The following is a 16,142-nucleotide window of genomic DNA, read 5'->3' as shown; positions in this document are numbered from 1 at the left end:
CCGCTATTTCTGCTGCAGGTTCACGATGCCGTCCCAGCCGGCGGGCGGTTGCTGCGCCCAGGCTTCGGCCCGCGTGGCGAAGACCTGAGCGGCGGGATCGTCGGGCAACTGGCGGAAGAGAGCGGCCGCTTCGGTGAAGCTGCCGCGCCGCCAGAGCGCGAGCGCATCGGCAAAGCGCCCTAGATCGAGCTTGGAATCGGGGGCCAGCGGCTCGAACAAGGTGACCGGCTGGTCGCGACCGACTACGCGCACCCGGTCGAGCTCGCGGAAGCGATGCGCCTCGCCGACGGCGCGGCGCGTGTCCTCGCTGGCGATGATCGCGACGTGATAGGCCTTGCCGACGCCCTCGAGGCGCGAGGCAAGGTTCACGCCATCGCCGACCACGGTGTAGTTGAAACGGTTGGGCGCGCCGATGTTACCGACGATGACCCGGTCCGTATGCAGGCCGATGCGGATGCGGATGGGCTTGCCGTTCAGGGTCAGCGCGGGACCGCCGGCGAGGGCGGCCATCATCTCGAGCCCGGCCTGCACGGCGGCCTCCGCATGACGGCTTTCGGCCAGCGGCGCGCCGAACACGGCGAGGATGCCGTCGCCGATGAACTTGTCGACGAAGCCGCCGTGGCGCTGCACGATCTCCGTCATGCGCGCGAAATAGCGGTTGAGATCCGCGACCAGAGCGGCGGGCGTGAGGCTCTCCGACAGGCCCGAATAGCCGGCGATGTCGGAGAACAGGATGGTGACCGCACGCACTTCGCCGCCGAGGGCCGGCAACTCATCGCGCGCCGTCAGCCGGTCCAGCTCCGCCTCCGGCAGATAAAGCGCGAAAGCCTTGCGAAGACGCCGGCGACCGCGATCGACCAGGCCGATGCGGTAGGCGAGGGTGAGGGGCGCGCTCGCCAGGACGACGCCGGTGCCTCCGACCAGCGGCAAGACGGTGAGGTTCGCGAAAGCGGCGGTGGCGATCGCGATCCAGGCGCCGAGCAGAGCGACCAATGCAGCCGCGGTGTGCGGGAGCTTGAGGCACAAGGCGCAGATGGCGGCAATCAGCCCGAGGGTGAGCAAGCAGAGAAAGCGCAGCGGTGTGGGTATCTCGATGAGGCCGCCGAGCGCTTTCAGATTGTCGATCGCCGCGGCGTGGAGATAGACGCCGGGAATCAGTTGGCGTCGGTGCTGGCCGAGGATTTCCGCCATGACCGGATGGACGCAGCGCTGCGCATAGTTTGCGCCATCCGCGCTCTTCACAAGGCGGCGCGAGGTGAGCCTGCGATCCTCGACATCGAGGACGGCGCCGATCAGCACGGTGCGATCCGTGAAGTGCGTCGCGAAATAATCGCTGTTGCCGGCCTCCGCGCAGGCCAGGAGGTCGGCGAAGGAATAGAGCGTCGGAGCCTGCGTGGTCGGCATGAAGTCAAGCAGGAGGGCGCGATCGACAACGCCCGGCGGCGTGTGACGGTCGATGGTGACGCCGGTATCGGTCAGCTGAAGGTCGCGGCCGGTGCTGCGGCGGAACAGCTCAGTCGAGAAGGTGAGTTCGAGCCCGTTCTCCCCTGGCAGGGCAAGTGGCATGCGGCGCACCACACCATCGTGATCCTCGATGGCGTTCGCAGCACGGACGTCGGTTTCATCGCCGACCGCGATCACCAATCCGCGGTCCGGCTCGATCGGTTCGGCCTGATGTTGCGCCTTTGCCAGCACGATGCGGTCTTCGCGGCCGCCGCGGCGCAGGGCCTGATAGAGCGCTCTGTCGTAGTTGGGAATGACCGCGGAGGCGGACGTGCTGAAGATGGTGTCGAGGCCGATCACCCTGGCGCCGCCCTCCAGCACCGCATCTAGAACGGTCGCAACCTGCGGCGTCCACAATGCCTGGGGCGTGCTGCGCTTGGTGGTCGGATCGTAGAATGGCGGCCGGCGATAGGTCTCCTCGTCGATCGCGATGATGATGGTGCGATCCTCCAGTGGCGCCGCATGCTCCACACCCGACCAGTGGGCGAGCCGATAGAGCACGTCGATCGAGAGCCCATTCGCGCGATCGCGCAACAGGAACTGACCCGCCAGCGCAACTGCGCCGGCGATCAGTGCCGCGACCAAGTATGCACGGCTGCTCTTCACGTCACTCCGACTGCCGCTGCGCTAGGCAACAAGGCAATCGCACATGAGGACGGGCCATAGCAAAGCACCCCTTCCCCCGCACACGCGATTGCCCTGTCCCGCGAGGGGAGAGGGGACTTTCCTCGGTCTGGAAGGAAGTAGGGAGGAGGCGCATCAGGCTGATGAAACTCACAGCCGCACGAGGCGGCTCATGGCCGGCATGGGGCCAGCTTCGGCGGTGGGGTCGATCTTGATCACCATCTGCTTATTGCCGGCGGTGAGCTCGTAATAGCCGCCGGGGGTCAGCGCGACGTTGGCGGCGGACAGATCGATCCTGCCGTCCTTAAGCGTCAGCGTCAGTGCTTTCTCGTCTTCGTCGAGACGCTTGATCGTCAGCGACTTGCCCGGACCGAACACGATGGGGCTGGGCGAGGGGACCACCTGGCGCACCCATTTCTCCCAGGGCGGACCACGGAACACCACCGTCGCGCTGGTGCCGGCTTCCTGCTCGGTCAGGACCAACTGCGTCGCTTCACAGGGGATGGTTTCGCGCGTGACCTTGCCGCCTTGGACCTGCGACTGGTCCTTGCCGATCACCACCGCGCCGCCTTCGATGGTCTCGCGGGCGCAGCTGCCGAGATAGCCGATGACGGCGCGGCCGGCGGCGCCGAGCGCGATGCGGTCGCCGGCGCGGAGCTCGTCGAATGCCTCGTGCTTGGCGGTGGCGCCTTCGATCTCTTCCAGGATCGCGGCTGCCGGTGCTTGCGCCGATGCGTGAGCCGGCAGCAGCACACCGGCACAGATCAGCGCGATCACTGGCGCCAGCTTGGATGCCATGATGGTCTTGGTTCCCCGTTTGATTCCCGGCGACACTCTAGCGGCCCCCACGGCGCAGGCAATAAGGCGAAATGTGACTCCTGTCACTGATGCGGCGCGCGGCGCTTTGCTACCAACCGGCCACACCATGGGGCCCGCGAGGCGGATTCATGGTTAAAAGAGTCTGAAGGGGAAAATTGACACAGGGTCCGAGGAATCGTCACCAGGACTCTTGACCGGATGGCCAAGGTCGCTAGTTTGCCGCGGCCCGCCCGAGGGAAATAGGGCGGCAACCGGGGACATTCCAAAATCGCGTTCTATTGAGGGGTCTGCGCAATGCGTTCGTTCTTGTCTCGCTTGGCCTTGGTTGGGGCCATGGCAGTCATCGTGTGCCAATTCGGCACCGCCTTCGCTCAAAGCAGCGATGAAGTCGAAAAGAAAATCCGCGAAGAGGTGAGCCGCCGCGTCAGCGACGCGGTCTCCAACCGCATCGGCGAGCAGCTGGTGACCGGCGACGTGCCGGCGACCGAATCGCCGCTGGCCAACAGCGCCTGGATCACCACCAGTTATTCCAGCATCACCAGCGATGATAGTTCGCTGGTTGAGGAGTTCGGCGGCAAGTTCCAGACCGACCTGGTCAACGTGACCTTCGGCGTCGATCATCGCTTCGGCGAATCGGTGTTCGTCGGCCTGTCCGGCGCCTATGCCGCGGCCGATACCAAGTTCGAGCTGACGGATTTCGATTTCGAAACCGACCTGGAAAGCGATTCCTTCACGGTCTCGCCCTACGGCGCCTATGTGTTCCATCCGAATTTCTTCGCGAGCGGCCTGTTCAGCTACACTTACTCGGACAGCCAGAGCGAGGATGATTTCAGCGGCGAGACCGACAGTGACAGCCAGACCTTCTCGACCGAGCTGGCGATGAATTCCGTCGCGACCGTCGCGGAAGACTTCCTGCTCAAGGGCAAGGTCGGCTGGCGTTTCAACTACACCGAACTGCTGGATTTCGAAGCGCCGGGCGATGACGACGTGCACAGCCACGCGCTGGTCGCCAGTGCGGAGGTCGGCTACGACCTGGACCCGATCGTGCCATATCTTGGCGTGCAGTACGAGCATGTCTGGCCGGAGAAGTTCTTCGACGATGACGGCGACGAGCTCGACCAGGGCGACACCGACTATGTGTTCCTGACGCTGGGCGTGCGCGGCCGGATCGCCGACAGCATGCAGCTCGGCGCCTCGGTCCGCACGGAGCTGCTGAACGACGAGACCAATCAGATCGGCGGCGCGGCCGAGTTCCGCCTCCGCTTCTGAGACGAGGATAGAAAGGGCGCGAGGTCCGGCTGGATCTTGCGCCCTTCTTCCGTCCGGAGTGATGGAGTCGGGTTACGAAGGCTGCCATGAGCTTACGCGCAACCATGTCTTGGGTCCTGCTGATCGTAGAGCGATCGCACTTGCGAGAGCATGGGGCGAATCCCCCTCCCCCGTTTCGGGGGAGGCGATTGCAGCATGCGTTTCGGCCGACATTTGCCATTGCCCTGCTGCTGGTTCTGGCTGTTGCGGTGTCGTCCATTGCCACTGCGCGGGCGCAAAGCGTGGGCGATGCCATCAGCTCCGCCCTGTTCGAGAACGTGATCTATGCCCAGGCCAAGCTGAAGGTCTCGACCAAGCTGGTGCGTCTCAAGCGCATGACGGTTGCGACCGGCGGCGATCATCTGGCGCTGCTGGCCGAGGACGGCACGATCCGCGTCTGGAACCTGCTGCGCGGCAGCCAGGGCCGGCCGATTCCCGCAGGCAGGGACGTGGTGTTCGCGCCGAGCGCCGACGGCACGTTGCTGGCGATCGGCGACAACGCGGGCAGGATCGAGCTGCGTGACGCACGCACCGGCGCGGCGGTCGCGGTGCTGACCGGCGATGGCGCGATCACGCAGCTCGCCACCAGCGCGGATTCGCTGCTGCTGGTTGCCGGCACCAGAGACGGTGAGATCGAGATCTGGGACATTGCCGGGCGCAAGCAGGTGGCGAGTGGCAAGGTCACGAATGCACCGATCACCGCGATCGCGTTTGGCGCCAAGGTATTGGTCGGGGGCCGGGACGGCACGGTTGCTATCGTGCAGTTGGGGAGCGGAGCGGCGCAGTCGATCGACAAGCTCGATGCTGCCGTGAGCGACATTCGGGTTGCAGCCGAGGGCAAGCAGGCGGCGGTAGTAACGCAAAAGGGGCACGTGGCGTTTGTCTCCCTGGGCGGAAGCACGGCCGAGGACGTCGATCTCGGGAACAACGGACTCTTCGCTCTTGGCCAATCGCTGCGCATGGCCGCGACGATGGACGGCAAGAGCGAGATCGACGTCGTCGATCTGGCGAACGGAAAGACCATCGCTGAGCTGAAAGTGGACGAAGGAGTCATCATCGGCCTGCATGTCGATGACGCCGCCGGCAGCGTGATGGCCGCGACCGCGGACGGCAAGCTGCTGGTGTGGGAGGTGTCGAGCCGCAAGCAGATTCTCTCCATCTTCATCGCGCCGACCGGCTGGGCGATGGTCGATCGGCAGGGGCGCTTCGATGGCACGGCTGACGGGCTCAAGGGCTTGAGCTGGGATGTGAAGAAGCTGAACTTCCCCGTCTCCAGCATGCGGCAGGCCTTCCTCGATCCGGGCCTGTTGGCGGCGGCGTTGAAAAAATCCGCACGTGCGCCGCGCGAGGTGCCGAAGGATCTGCAGGACGCCTTCCCGATCCCGCCCACGGTGGAGATCGAGGTGGTGCCGGGCGAGAAGGCGGCCGGCAAGCCCTATCAGCTGATCGTCATTGCCGAGGACCAGGGCGGCGGCATCAAGGACGTGCGGCTCTATCACAACGGCAAGATCGTCAGCGTCGGCGCCGTGCTGGAGCAGAAGGACGCCGAATCCAAGGGACGGCACATCCGCGTCGTCGGCTACAATGTCTGGCCGGTGGCAGGGGTGAACACCTTCCAGGCGGTCGGGACCGGCGTCTACGACAATGAAGGCCAGCCGGTCGAGCTGCGCGAGACCTTCAGCGGCCAGCCGGGCCGCGGCACTTTGCACATCATCGCCGCCGGTGTTTCGAAGTACCCGCGCATGGGGCCTCAGGATCAGCTGCGCGTCGCCGCCAGCGATGCCGCAGCCGTCGTCGACAACGTGGCGACCCAGGGGAAGTCGACGTTCGGCAAGATCGAGGTGCACAAGATGCTCGATGGCGCCGCCGGCGGTGCATCGATCCTGCGGGCGCTCGGCAGCCTCAAGGAGTCCAAGGCGGAGGACGCCGTTCTGTTGTTCCTCTCCGGCCACGGCTTCGGCAACGAGCAGGACTGGTTTTTCATGCCGAGCGACGCCAGCTTCGAAGATCCGAAATCCTGGCTGAAGGCGACGGAGATCCGCGCGGCCTTGGAGCAGGCGGGCGCGCAGCGCATCTTTGTGGTGGTCGATTCCTGCTATTCCGGCGTCACGGTCGACAAGTTCAACGCGGTCGTCAGCTTCCAGACCCGTTTTCTGGAGAACGGATTGCGCGGTGCCGGCGTGCAGGTGCTGACCGCCACGCGCCGCGACCAGCTGGCTCCTGAGAGCGTCGAACTCGGCTATGGGTTTCTCACCTACGTGCTGCTGCAAGGTCTTAAGGGCGGCGCCGATCTGTTCCCGAAGGATGGCGTGGTGACCTCGCAGGAAGTTGCGCGCTACGCCTACGACACGCTGCCGCAGGTGTTTCGGAGTCAGCGCCAGAAGAATCCCCGCGCCTTCCAGCGGGCTTATGGTGATGACATCCAGGAGCCGGCAATCTACAGCCTCGGTGCGGACCTGACGCTGGGCATGGTCGGGCAGTAGCGTTGCCGGTGGCGCTGCCGTAGAATCAGGCCATGACCCGACCTTACACGATTGCCTGCGTGCAGAATTCCGCGGTGGCGGAGGTGGATCGCAACATCGCGATCGTCAGCCGCCTGACGCGCGCGGCGATCGAGCGTGGTGCTGAAATCGTCTGCCTGCCGGAATATTTCTCCGGCGTGGAATTGAAGGGCGGGTTGCTGCATCCGGCGGCCTTCGAAGAGAATCGCCATCCGGTGCTGCAGGCGTTCAGCGACCTGGCGCGCGAACGCAGGACTTGGCTGCTGCTGGGCTCGCTGGGTGTGCTGGCCGGTGATGGGCGCACCTTCAATCGCGGCTATCTCCTCGATCCGACCGGTTCGGTCGCCGCGCGCTATGACAAGATCCACCTGTTCGATGTGGAGCTGACGCAGGGCGCGCCGTTGCGCGAGTCGGCCACCATCGCGCCGGGTGACTGCGCGGTGATGGCGGATACCGGCTTCTGCAGGATGGGGCTGTCGATCTGCTACGATCTGCGCTTCCCGCAGCTCTATCGGCGGCTGGCGCAGGCGGGCGCCGACGTGCTGGGCGTGCCGGCCGCCTTCACCAAGGTGACGGGCGAGGCGCACTGGCACGTGCTGAACAGGGCCCGCGCGGTCGAGAATGGCTGCTACGTGGTCGCGCCGTGCCAATTTGGCACGCTGCCGGGCGGGGCCGACTGCTTCGGCCATTCCCTGATCATTGACCCCTGGGGCCGTGTCCTGGCCGATGGCGGCGAAAGCGAGGGGATCATCGGCTCGGCGTGCGATCCCGCCGAGGTCGCGAAGGCCCGTGCCCGCATCCCGGCCCTCGGCCATGACCGGGAATTTGCATCACCCGGTAAGACCGGGCGGTCTACACCGTAAGCACCGCTGAGCGGATCAGTGCACCAAATCCATGCGTAAATGTTCCTGATCCATTTGCAGGTTGTTAACCGTCTTTGGGCGAATATGCCGCACCATTCGGGGGCCGTAGGGATTGGTGGCCGGTATGTACGACTCAGTGCAGGCGAGTGTCATTGAAAGCGTCGCAAGCCGCCTCAACGGCTTCTTCTACCGCTGCCAGAACGATGCCGGCTACACGATGCTCTTCATGACTGAGGGCATCGAGACCATGACCGGCTATGCCGTCTCCGAATTCATCAACAATCGGGCTCGCACCTTCACCTCCATCGTCGAGCCTAAGGACGTCCCCTTGGTCGACGAGGCGGTCGCCGCGGGGATCCAGAAGCGCACCAACTGGGAGATCGACTACCGCCTGATCAAGCGCGACGGCACGCCGAACTGGATCCACGAAAGCGGCGCCGGCGTCTTCGACGACAAGGGGGAGCTGCTGTATCTGGAGGGCGTGTGCATCGACATCTCGCCGCAGAAGGAACAGGAAGGCAAGCTGGAGCAGCTGGTCAGCCGCATCTCGGGCACCAGCAACGACATCGTCGACGCCGTGCAGCACATCCTGGGCGAACTGCGCACGTTGAAGCTGCTCGCCCTGAACGCGCGCATCGAGGCCGCACGCGCGGCGGAGCACGGCGCGGGATTCGCGGTGGTGGCGCAGGAAATGAAGTCGCTCGCCGACACCACGCGCGAGGAGGCGGACCGCATCCGCTCCCTCATGGAGACGCTGCAGACCTTGCTGCGGAGCGACAGCTAGCTCGTCGCCTGCGGCACGCGCCCGACCAGCCGGGCGCCGTTCCAGATCTCAACGGTCAAGGATTGTGATTCGGCCAGCTCGCCGGCTTGCAGCATAGCCTCGGCGTCCTCCGCGCATTCCAGCATCCTGGCAGCCTGGATTTGGTCGAGATTATTCACAAAATAGCAGCGGTAGTCGGCCATTGCGGTCTTTCCCTCCAAGACAGCACGACGCGGGGTTCCAGCGCACTTATCCAATCAGGATCGTCCTGAACGTCGGATGAATATGAACGGAGCGCGGGCGAGTCATGTGTGATTCGCCGGCAGCTATACCGCCGCTTGTGAGAGCCGGAGCAGGCGAACCTTCTGCACATCTCATGTGAATGTGCGGTCCGCCAGGACTTGCCAAGGATGGCCGTGATTCCAATCTGTCCAGGATCAGACAGAGCGGAGGTCGTGATGGTCGTGCGTTGGCTTGCCGGCGCTTTCATGCCGCTGACAGTAGTGATGGCTGCCTCCGGCAGCTTCGCGGCGGAGAGCTATCAATCGAGATCGGGAACGATCTCCGTAGTCACGGTGACCGACGGCCTGGAGGAGCCCTGGGGTCTTGCCTTCCTGCCCGACGGCCGGATGCTGGTGACCGAAAAGGAAGGGCGGCTGCGCATCGTCGCGCCGGACGGTCGGCTGTCGGAGCCGCTCGGTGGCGTGCCCGAGGTGTATGACGGCGGGCAGGGCGGCCTGCTCGATGTGGCACTGGATCCAGACTTCGCCTCCAACCGGCTGGTTTATCTCTCTTATTCCGAACCCGGCGATGGCGGGGCCGGCACAGCGGTGGCGCGCGGCAAGCTCGCGGAAGACCGGCTGGATGGGCTGGAGGTCATCTGGCGGCAGCAGCCGAAGCTCGGCACCGGGCAGCATTTCGGCTCGCGCCTGGTATTCCTCCCCGACGGCACCATGATCGTCACGCTTGGCGACCGCAATACGCGCAGCTACATCCCCGACATGAAGGCGCAGATCGGCAAGCTGGTACGCATCAATCGCGATGGCTCGATCCCGCAAGACAATCCGTTCGTCGGCGACGGTGCTTATTCGCCCGACATCTACTCGCTCGGCCATCGCAACGTGCAGGGCGCGACGCTGCATCCGGAGACCGGTCAGCTCTGGACCGTGGAGCACGGCGCGCGCGGCGGAGACGAGATCAACATCCCCGAGCCGGGCAAGAACTACGGCTGGCCGGTGATTTCGTACGGCCGCGAATATACCGGCGGCAAGATCGGCGAGGGCACATCCAAGCCGGGCCTCGAGCAGCCGGTCTATTACTGGGATCCGTCGATTGCACCATCGGGCATGACCTTCTACACCGGCGACAAGTTCCCAGCCTGGAAGGGCGACCTGTTCGTCGGCGCGCTCAAGTTCCACTTGCTCGCGCGGCTGGAGGTCGATGGCAACCGCATCGTGCGCGAGGAACGCCTGCTCGAAGACATGGGCGACCGCATCCGCGACGTGCGGCAGGGGCCGGACGGCTATCTCTACCTGCTGACCGACGAGGATGACGGCCGCATCCTGCGGCTGGAGCCGGCGAGCTAGGCGCCACGCTCACATTGAACGCCACCATGTCGTCATGGTCGTGCTCGGCACGACCATCCACGCGTTTGCTGTGCAAGACTGCGCCACAGCGAACAGACTCGTGGATCTTCGTGCCAAGCACGAGAATGACGAAGTATTGGATGTGATGGTCGAATCACTCCGATGCATTCCGGCGGATCATCGCCGCCAGGCCGAGTCCCACTACACCATCGCTGAGGTCTATCGAGATGGACTGACCGTCAGCGACCGGCGTTCGCAAGGGCTTCATAGCCTGAGAGAGCCGGAGCGCGCCGCTGTCGTACAACGCGCGGAGTTGGCTGCGGGTGAGGCGGAGTTCGCTCGCGAGCAGGCGGTCGAGCCTGATCTTGCACGGCGATGACACCGCGAGGGCGATCTCGATGGCGCTCGCATCGCGCGGGCTGCCGTCCCGCGGCGACTTGCGGACGGCGACGCCGGCGGCGTGCTCCAAGATTCCGTGACGCGCGAGGCGCGCGTGGTCGAACGCATGGCGCATCGCAAGCGCGAGGTCATTGCAGGCGATCGCGTGGAACTCCGCGTCGGGGATGTCGCCGACCGCCACGCGCTCATGAACCGGCAGGTTCCAGGTCTCGTCGCACGCGGTGCAGCGGTAGATCAGCCAGACGTCGATGCGCTTCTTCTGTGCGTTGGTGCGGAATTTCATGCTGCAGGCGAACGGCATCGCGGTTCTGCAGCGACTGCAATGGCGCCGGATGAGCGGACATTGCAGCGGCGCCACCTGCCAGGTGACGCGGAGGATCTGTTGCAAGGTGACAGCCTTCCTTCGAGGAAGGGCTGCACAGCGAAGGGGATGAGATGCGGTCGGTCAGACTGGGGTAGGCGGGCTGCCGGTCGGCGGATGAGACGCGTTGCAGGCAACCGAAGCGGCGGAGAGATGCCGAACCGATCTCAGCCTGCCGCTCTGCGCCCAATGACGACGCGGGCGCGCCGATCAGCACGATCGGCGCACGCCAGTGGCGAACTCAACTGAGATCGGTCAACGCGTTGGCAAAGTCCGGCCCCCGAAGGCGATTGAGGGCTGCGACTTTGATGTGGAAGGGCACGGCCCGTCAAGCCCCAAGCAATCCGAAATCGAGCCGGAGCAACGTCATCGTGCCGAGCAGCGCGAACAAGGCTGCCGCCAGGATGCGGATCAGCTCGAGCGGAGCCAGCCGCGCGATGCCGTCGCCGCACAGCACGGCGGGCACGTTGACCAGCATCATGCCGAGCGTGGTGCCAGCAGTAACCAGCAGGAGACTATCGAAGCGGGCGGCCAGGGCGACGGTGGCGATCTGGGTCTTGTCGCCGATCTCGACCAGGAAGAAGGCGACCAGGGTGGCGAGAAAGGCGCCGGCCTTGGCGGTCGCCTTCGGTCCATCCTCCACGCGGTCGGCGACTAGGCACCAGCCTGCCATCGCGATGAAGCCGAGCCCCAGGATCCAGCGCAGCGCGTCCGGGCCAAGCCAGCTTGCCGCCAGCGCGCCAAGCCAGGCGGCAAGGCCGTGGTTGACGAGAGTCGCGAGCAGGATCCCGAAACCGATCGGCAGCGGCTTGCGGTAGCGCGCAGCGAGGATGAGCGCCAGCAGCTGCGTCTTGTCGCCGATCTCGGCGATCGCGACGATACCGGTCGAAACGAGCAGAGGTTCCATGAGGCCGTCTGGCGGGACCGGGCGCATGACCCATTGACTTCTCGCGCCGCCCGATCCCGCGGGTGAAGCGCAAGCAAGTCAAAGGTCTCGCCAATCAGTCGCTCAAGACTGGCCGAATGCGCCATGGCTGGGCCGAGAGGCCCGAGGCCAAGTCTGTTGACGCATTCCCCTCTTCAAAGAGGGCGGCTACTCCCCAGAGACGGCGCTGGTTTAGCCGGGTTCTGGGCTCTTGCCAAGAGGCGAGTGCCGGTCTGGTTCTGCGGCCCTTCCCCCCTTTTGGTTCGATTGCCTTGAGCTTCCAATGGATGCTTGGATGCTGAAGACGATTCGTCGCATGAATATCCAATGAGCCTGCTCAGGACTCTTATCGAACGCATCAAGCAGCCGCGCTGCAACATCTGCGGTGGGCGGGAATTCACGCCCGGGCCCAAGGGTCGACTGAGCGCAAGGGGCAAGCCGCCGCGCTGCGCGCGTTGCCATTCCTTGGAGCGCCATCGTGCCTTCCGCTCGATCCTTGTCGACCTCGGTCCGCGGCGATTCCGCCCTCTGCGGTGCCTTCAGTTCAGCAAGGACCCGACGGTCGACAAGCGATGGTTCGAGCGATTTGAGCTGACCGTGTTCGGCAAAAGGAACAGTCTCGATCTGCAGCAGATCGACCGACCGGACGGCAGCTATGACGCGATCATCTGCAATCACGTCCTGGAGCATGTTGCGGATTATCGCGCCGCGCTGCGCGAGCTCGCGCGCGTGCTGAGCCGCCGCGGGTTTCTGTTCCTGTCGTTCCCCGACCCCTACAGGGTCGAGCACACGCAGGACTGGGGATATCCGAAACCCGACCTGCACAACCACTACCGCCACTTTGGGCGGGACGTCGAAGAGGTCTTCGGGCACGAGATGCCGGATTGCTTCGTGGTGGCGGTGACGAGCCAGGATCAGATCACAGGAATCGGCGACATGGCCTATGTGGTCACTCGGAACCCCCAGTGGTTCAAGCGTGCGCGCAACCTCAAACTCGAAACGCGCGTGTGCGCGGCGCCAAGGCCGTGATGCGCGCCTGAAACTCCCAAGCGGCGGCGGTTGTTTGTCGCGTCAGGAGCGTGTCCGCCCGACGGGGTGTTGACCTTCCCATTATGGGAAGCATCAAGTTTGAAGCGAGGACTGGACCGATCGACCGGGAGGCAGCCATGCCAAGCGAACGTGCGACCCACGATCATCACGCTTCCCATCGGCATGAGCACCACGCGGCCGCACAAATGACCGCGACTGATCCGGTCTGCGGCATGACGGTCGATCCGCACAAGACGCAGCATCGCGCGTCGCATCAAGGCCGGACCTACTACTTCTGCTCGGCCAAGTGTCGGGAGAAGTTCGTCGCCGATCCGGCGCAATATCTCGCCAAGCAGAAGCCAGCGGAGCAGATGCCAGAAGGCACGATCTATACCTGCCCGATGCATCCGGAGATCCGGCAGGCAGGGCCCGGGTCTTGCCCGATCTGCGGCATGGCGCTGGAGCCGGAGCGCGCGAGCCTGGAGGAGGGGCCGAGCGCAGAGCTGATCGACATGCGCCGCCGCTTCTGGATCGGCGCGATCCTCACCTTGCCGGTGGCGGTGCTGGAGATGGGCAGCCATCTGGTCGGTCTCCAGCATCTCGTGGAACAACAGACGTCGAACTGGATCCAGCTCGGGCTCGCGACGCCGGTGGTGTTGTGGGCGGGCTGGCCGTTCTTTGTCCGGGGCTGGCGATCCTTGACCGGCCGCGCGCTCAACATGTTCACGCTGATCGCCATGGGCATCGGCGTCGCTTGGGCTTACAGCGTTGTCGCTACTGTCGTCCCACAGGTCTTTCCGGGTGCGTTCCGAGCGCCAGACGGATCGGTCGCGGTCTATTTCGAAGCCGCAGCGGTGATCACGGTGCTGGTGCTGCTGGGCCAGGTGCTGGAACTGAAAGCACGCGCGCAGACGTCGGGCGCTATCAAGGCTTTACTCAGCCTGGCGCCGACCAGGGCGCGGCGCATAAAGGATGACGACGCGGAGGAGGAGGTCGAACTCGACCAGGTGCAGGTCGGCGAGCGGCTGCGGGTCCGGCCCGGCGACAAGGTACCGCTCGACGGCACGGTGATCGAAGGCCGCTCCAACGTCGATGAATCCATGGTCACCGGCGAGCCGCTGCCGGTGCAGAAGGAGGCCGGCGCGAAGGTGATCGGCGGCACCATCAACGGCCAGGGCGCCTTCATCATGCGCGCGGAGAAGATCGGCCGCGATACTGTGCTGGCGCAGATCGTGCAGATGGTGGCGGCGGCGCAGCGCTCGCGCGCGCCGATCCAGCGTCTCGCCGACACGGTCTCCGGCTGGTTTGTGCCGGCGGTGATCCTGGTCGCGATCGTTGCGTTCGCGGCCTGGTCGATCTGGGGGCCGGCGCCTGCGATGGGCTACGGCCTGGTGGCGGCGGTCAGCGTGCTCATCATCGCGTGCCCCTGCGCGCTGGGGCTGGCGACGCCGATGTCGATCATGGTCGGGGTCGGACGCGGCGCGCGCGGCGGCGTGCTGATCAAGAATGCCGAGGCGCTCGAGCGCATGGAGAAGATCGACACGGTCATTGTGGACAAGACCGGCACGCTGACCCTGGGCAAGCCGAAGGTCACGGCGATCCGCCCGGCGCAGGACTTCGACGAGGGCGAAGTGTTGCGCCTGGCCGCGAGCCTGGAGGCTGCAAGCGAGCATCCGCTGGCGGCCGCGATCGTGCAGCAAGCGAAGGAGCGTTCCATTGCGCTCGCGCCCGTCAGCGATTTCGATTCGCCGACCGGCAAGGGCGTGGTGGGCAAGGTCGACGGCCATTCCGTCGCGCTTGGCAATGCCAGGTTTCTGGCGGAGCAGGGCGCGGACGTCTCGGCGCTGGAGAGTGAAGCCGATGCCCTGCGCGCGGATGGCGCCACGGCAATCTTCGTCGCCATCGAAGGACGCGCCGCCGGCATCGTTGCGATTGCCGATCCGGTGAAGGAGACAACGCCCACGGCGATCGCGGACCTGCATAAGCAAGGCATCCGCGTCGTCATGCTGACCGGCGACAACCGCAAGACGGCGGAAGCAGTCGCCCGCAAGCTCAACATCGAAGAGGTGCAGGCGGAGGTTCTACCGGAGCGGAAAGGTGCCGTCGTGGAAGAGCTGCGGCGTGCCGGCAAGGCAGTGGCAATGGCGGGCGACGGCGTCAATGACGCGCCGGCGCTGGCGGCGGCGGATGTCGGCATCGCCATGGGTACGGGCACCGACGTCGCGATCGAGAGCGCCGGCATCACGCTGTTGCGCGGTGACCTGCAAGGCATCGTGCAGGCGCGGCGCCTGTCCAAGGCGGTGATGGGCAACATCCGGCAGAACCTGTTCTTCGCCTTCGTCTACAACGCCGCCGGCGTACCGATCGCCGCCGGCGTACTCTATCCCGCCTTCGGCCTGCTGCTCTCGCCCATCATCGCGGCGGCGGCGATGGCGGCCTCGTCGGTCAGCGTGATCGCCAATTCGCTAAGGCTGAGGGCGACGAAGTTGTGATGGAAAATTCCCTTCTCCCACGAGAGGAGAGGGGAATTCTTTGTTGGAGAAGGGGGTCTTTATTACGCCGCGCTGCTCATCGCGGCGAGGCCCTGCCGTGCCAGCTTGGCCCACACGCGCTCCTCGGCGCTGACCTTGAAGCGCTTGGCGTGGTCGATCACGCGCTCGAGCTCGGCCTTGGCGCGGGCGGCCTGGCCGTCCTCGTAGAGCAGCTCGGCATAGCGATAGCGCGCCTCCAGCCCGACGAAGGTCTCCAGCAGCGATTCGATCTCGGCGCGCGCGGTCGAGCGGTCGCCGAACTTGGCGGCGGCGCGCGCCTTCATCAGCGCGACCTCCTGCACGTAGTAGCGCGGCGCGTGCTCCTGCAGCTCGCCCAGCAGCTTGCGCGCCTCGAGATACTCGGCGTTGAAGAAGCGGGCGCGGGCGAAGCCATAGAGCAGATCGGGCGCGTACAGGTACTGCCCCTCGCGCGCGCTCTGATAGAGCTGGATCGCCTCGTCGAACATGCCGCGCTCGACCAACTCCTCGGCCAGCTGCAGCTTGTTCTCGACGCTGCCGCAGATCGCCAGCTCCTCCGCCTTGCGCTTCATCTCGCGGTCGGGATTGACCGCCTTGATGATGTCGTTGCCGATCTTCTTGAGGTTGCGCTCGGAGCGGCTGCCCGGCAGGACTTCAATAATGAAGTAGATCACGCATCCCATGACCGGGAAGCCCATGATAATGAAGATCCACCAGTACGGCCGTCCGGTCTTCAACGCATGGAAGATGACCGTCAGCTGCAACAAGATGACGACGCCGCCCATGATGATCGGCATGTTCGGAAGTTCCCCAAGTGACGTGCCCCAACTCTCAACTAGAGCACGTTTCCCGAAGTGTGAATCTGGTGGGATTCCCAGCTGGGGTGATTTGTGATTCAAGATGCTGACTGGGGTGGAGGCCAGCATCGATGTCACGACCCTATTCACTGGA

The 16,142-nt window shown here is 65.2% G+C and carries 13 protein-coding genes and 1 riboswitch; of the genes, 7 read left to right on the top strand and 6 right to left on the bottom strand.

Features of this window, described 5'->3' with window-relative positions:
- Nucleotides 1-3 precede the first annotated feature (3 nt).
- Complete coding sequence (locus tag DTX69_RS24925) at nt 4-2,109, bottom strand: adenylate/guanylate cyclase domain-containing protein (protein WP_119304299.1); 2,106 nt, start codon at nt 2,107-2,109, stop codon at nt 4-6.
- 168 nt (nt 2,110-2,277) lie between these two features.
- Nucleotides 2,278-2,925: a hypothetical protein gene (locus DTX69_RS24920; protein ID WP_119304298.1), complete on the bottom strand. Its 648-nt coding sequence runs from the start codon at nt 2,923-2,925 to the stop codon at nt 2,278-2,280.
- A 354-nt stretch (nt 2,926-3,279) separates the two neighbouring features.
- Here DTX69_RS24920 and DTX69_RS24915 point away from each other — a divergent pair, with 354 nt between their 5' ends.
- From DTX69_RS24915 to DTX69_RS24900, 4 genes are all read left to right on the top strand, one after another.
- Nucleotides 3,280-4,215, top strand: coding sequence for an autotransporter outer membrane beta-barrel domain-containing protein (locus tag DTX69_RS24915; RefSeq protein ID WP_162917536.1), 936 nt, complete (start codon nt 3,280-3,282; stop codon nt 4,213-4,215).
- A 188-nt stretch (nt 4,216-4,403) separates the two neighbouring features.
- Complete coding sequence (locus DTX69_RS24910; RefSeq protein ID WP_162917535.1) at nt 4,404-6,737, top strand: caspase family protein; 2,334 nt, start codon at nt 4,404-4,406, stop codon at nt 6,735-6,737.
- Nucleotides 6,738-6,769: 32 nt separating this feature from the next.
- Nucleotides 6,770-7,618 carry a carbon-nitrogen hydrolase family protein gene (locus DTX69_RS24905; protein ID WP_119304295.1) on the top strand — a complete coding sequence of 283 codons (849 nt, stop codon included), beginning with the start codon at nt 6,770-6,772 and terminating at the stop codon, nt 7,616-7,618.
- Nucleotides 7,619-7,742: 124 nt separating this feature from the next.
- Nucleotides 7,743-8,402, top strand: coding sequence for a methyl-accepting chemotaxis protein (locus DTX69_RS24900; protein WP_119304294.1), 660 nt, complete (start codon nt 7,743-7,745; stop codon nt 8,400-8,402).
- Here the strand turns inward: DTX69_RS24900 and DTX69_RS24895 are convergent.
- Complete coding sequence (locus tag DTX69_RS24895) at nt 8,399-8,584, bottom strand: hypothetical protein (RefSeq protein ID WP_119304293.1); 186 nt, start codon at nt 8,582-8,584, stop codon at nt 8,399-8,401. The two genes, DTX69_RS24900 and DTX69_RS24895, sit on opposite strands and share 4 nt — an antisense overlap.
- A gap of 255 nt (nt 8,585-8,839) precedes the next feature.
- On the opposite strand from DTX69_RS24895, the gene DTX69_RS24890 reads away from it, so the two are divergent.
- Nucleotides 8,840-9,967, top strand: coding sequence for a PQQ-dependent sugar dehydrogenase (locus tag DTX69_RS24890; RefSeq protein ID WP_284736054.1), 1,128 nt, complete (start codon nt 8,840-8,842; stop codon nt 9,965-9,967).
- A gap of 154 nt (nt 9,968-10,121) precedes the next feature.
- Here the strand turns inward: DTX69_RS24890 and DTX69_RS24885 are convergent, their stop codons facing one another.
- Both DTX69_RS24885 and DTX69_RS24880 read right to left on the bottom strand, forming a co-directional pair.
- The gene (locus DTX69_RS24885) at nt 10,122-10,754 is read right to left on the bottom strand and encodes a DUF1062 domain-containing protein (protein WP_162917534.1); all 633 of its coding nucleotides are present in this window, start codon (nt 10,752-10,754) and stop codon (nt 10,122-10,124) included.
- A 301-nt stretch (nt 10,755-11,055) separates the two neighbouring features.
- Complete coding sequence (locus DTX69_RS24880; protein ID WP_119304375.1) at nt 11,056-11,634, bottom strand: TMEM165/GDT1 family protein; 579 nt, start codon at nt 11,632-11,634, stop codon at nt 11,056-11,058.
- A 71-nt stretch (nt 11,635-11,705) separates the two neighbouring features.
- Nucleotides 11,706-11,843: riboswitch (yybP-ykoY riboswitch) on the bottom strand.
- 136 nt (nt 11,844-11,979) lie between these two features.
- Here DTX69_RS24880 and DTX69_RS24875 point away from each other — a divergent pair.
- Complete coding sequence (locus DTX69_RS24875; protein ID WP_119304291.1) at nt 11,980-12,681, top strand: class I SAM-dependent methyltransferase; 702 nt, start codon at nt 11,980-11,982, stop codon at nt 12,679-12,681.
- A gap of 137 nt (nt 12,682-12,818) precedes the next feature.
- On the top strand, nt 12,819-15,173 hold the full coding sequence (locus DTX69_RS24870) for a heavy metal translocating P-type ATPase (protein ID WP_162917533.1): 2,355 nt from the start codon (nt 12,819-12,821) through the stop codon (nt 15,171-15,173).
- Between the two features lie 62 nt (nt 15,174-15,235).
- Here DTX69_RS24870 and DTX69_RS24865 read toward each other — a convergent pair whose 3' ends face one another.
- Nucleotides 15,236-15,988: a hypothetical protein gene (locus DTX69_RS24865; protein WP_119304289.1), complete on the bottom strand. Its 753-nt coding sequence runs from the start codon at nt 15,986-15,988 to the stop codon at nt 15,236-15,238.
- Nucleotides 15,989-16,142: the final 154 nt, after the last annotated feature.

Source organism: Dongia deserti (genome assembly GCF_003574735.1).
GTDB lineage: Bacteria > Pseudomonadota > Alphaproteobacteria > Dongiales > Dongiaceae > Dongia_A > Dongia_A deserti.
Note: the sequence above shows the minus strand (reverse complement) of the source record. Positions and strands in the feature narration are given on the sequence as shown.